Annotated in this window: 2 protein-coding genes and 2 rRNA genes; 3 read left to right on the forward strand and 1 reads right to left on the reverse strand. The window is 63.6% G+C overall.

All coding sequences use genetic code 11. The annotated features are described in order from the left end of the window. Together IEY82_RS25885 and rrf are read left to right on the forward strand one after the other, a co-directional pair. Window positions 1-107 (forward strand): 23S ribosomal RNA (locus IEY82_RS25885); the annotation flags it as partial. Between the two features lie 76 nt (window positions 108-183). Continuing rightward, a 5S ribosomal RNA gene (rrf, locus tag IEY82_RS25890) occupies window positions 184-300 on the forward strand. A 110-nt stretch (window positions 301-410) separates the two neighbouring features. Here rrf and IEY82_RS25895 read toward each other — a convergent pair. Further along, a complete protein-coding gene (locus IEY82_RS25895) occupies window positions 411-1148 on the reverse strand; it encodes an SAM-dependent methyltransferase (RefSeq protein ID WP_189126825.1) in 738 nt (245 codons plus the stop codon). A gap of 509 nt (window positions 1149-1657) precedes the next feature. Here IEY82_RS25895 and IEY82_RS25900 point away from each other — a divergent pair. Next, window positions 1658-1957, forward strand: a 300-nt coding sequence (locus IEY82_RS25900) for a hypothetical protein (RefSeq protein WP_189126826.1), incomplete at its 3' end; no start/stop codon positions are given.

The raw sequence follows: 1957 nt of genomic DNA on the forward strand, positions 1-1957 counted from the left end.
ACGAGAGTGGGTAAGGCTCCCGGTAGACGACCGGGTTGATAGGCCGGAGGTGGAAGCATGGTAACGTGTGGAGCTGACCGGTACTAATAGGCCGAGGACTTGACTTCAAAGCTTTCTTGCTCGCGTCCACTAGGCAATTCTGAGACTGCAAACAGCGTGTGTTGTTTGTTTGTTTCATAGGGTTACGGCGGTTATGGCGGGAAGGAAACACCCGGTTACATTCCGAACCCGGAAGTTAAGCTTCCCAGCGCCGATGGTACTGCACTCGGGAGGGTGTGGGAGAGTAGGTCACCGCCGGACAATTGTTTGAGAAGGGCTCCACCGTTGGGTGGGGCCCTTCTCGCGTTTCCGGGGCTTTCAGGGATGGTCTTTCAGGAGGTGGCGGTCGTCGACCGGGAAATCGTCCGGTTCTAGGAGCGGAGGACGAAGACACCCCATCCCAGGTACTGCCGGCCGTACTCAAGGTGAGAGCGCCGCGACTGGTTGAGGAAGTCACGAATGGCCGGAGCGTCGGGATCCTCTGAGTTGTGCTGGAGCCATTCGCTGAGCGTCCACCATTGGCTGGCTACGTACCTGTCCCAGCTGTCCACGTTGGACATGACCATTTCCACCAGTTCGAAGCCGGCGCTTTCGAACCGTTCGCCCGTGCCCGCGAGCGAAGTGAACGTGTCCCGGGTGATTCCGAGTGATTCGTAAGCCTCGTCTGGGGGAGGGGTCGGCCAGTAGCACTCACCGACCAGGGCCAGCCCGCCGGCACGCAATGGTGGGCGCATCAGGTCGAGAGTGCCGAGCAGACCATCGCCGATCCAGGTCGCACCGAGACAGGAGACGATGTCGTACGCTCCTGGTTTGTCCTTGTATTCTGCGGCGTCGGCCTCGACGAAGGTCACCTGCTCGGAGACTCCGAGCTCGTGGGCGCGGTCTCGGGCAGCAGCGAGAAAGACCTTGCTGATGTCCACGCCGACCCCTGTCAGGCCGTAGCGGGATGCCCAGCGAGCCAGCAACTCTCCCTTGCCGCAAGCCAGGTCCAGCTGGCGAGTTTCCGGGGTGATGCCGCAGATCTCCCCCAGCAGGTTGAGCTTGTCGTCCGTGAGGGGGTTCAGTATCCGGTGCCTGGACTCGGCGATCTCGTGGAAGCGCAGTGACATGCATAGCAGTGTTCCGGACGTACGTCTTGGAGGCGACTCAATAAGGCTCTCGTCAGGCGCGTGGACGTTCTGGAGCTTGCTACGCTGAGAAGGAGCGGGCCGCCCCCACGGGTGGCCTTCGTCGCGTAAGGCCCGAGGGCGGGCGGCGACCAGCCACGGCAGACCGTGATTTGCGTACGGATCTCGCTGAGTGAGCCAACGAAATGGACCAGAAGTGAACAGAGATAACGGATCGGACGGCGGACAGTCCGGGCGCGGCGACAGCGAGGAAAGGCGGTCGCCCAGAAATACAGAGGGTGAGGCCGGTTCCCGCGGGCGCGAGGAGCGCGAAACCAGGGGCGACCGTCCGTTCCGTTCCGGCGAGCGCTCCAACGACCGTGGACAGCGGCGTGATGGTGACGACCGCCACTCGTCGCGGGACCGGGGACACCAGACGGAGCGGCCTGGATTCCGCGGCCGGGACGACCGCGGTGGCAACCGTGACAGCGCCCCGAGAGGTAGTTACGGCGGTGATCGTGGTCCGCGTCGTGACGATGACCGGCGTTCGTTCCGTGACCGCGATGATCGTGCTCCTCGTCGTGAGGGCGGGTACGGCGGTGATCGTGGTCCGCGTCGTGATGACGACCGGGGATCCTTCCGTAACCGTGACGACCGCAGCCCGCGCAGTGAGGGTGGGTACGGTGGTCCGCGTCGTGAGGGTGGATTCGGCGGTGATCGTGGTCCGCGTCGTGACGATGACCGGCGTTCGTTCGGTGAGCGTGATGATCGCGGTCCTCGTCGTGAGGGTGGTTACGGCGCGGATCGTGGCT

Source organism: Nonomuraea cavernae (assembly GCF_014646355.1).
Classification (GTDB): domain Bacteria; phylum Actinomycetota; class Actinomycetes; order Streptosporangiales; family Streptosporangiaceae; genus Nonomuraea; species Nonomuraea cavernae.

Bases quoted from the DNA above. Each gene is read 5' to 3' on its own strand.
- IEY82_RS25895 (WP_189126825.1), bottom strand. From the start codon at position 1,148: ATGTCACTGCGCTTCCACGAGATCGCCGAGTCCAGGCACCGGATACTG.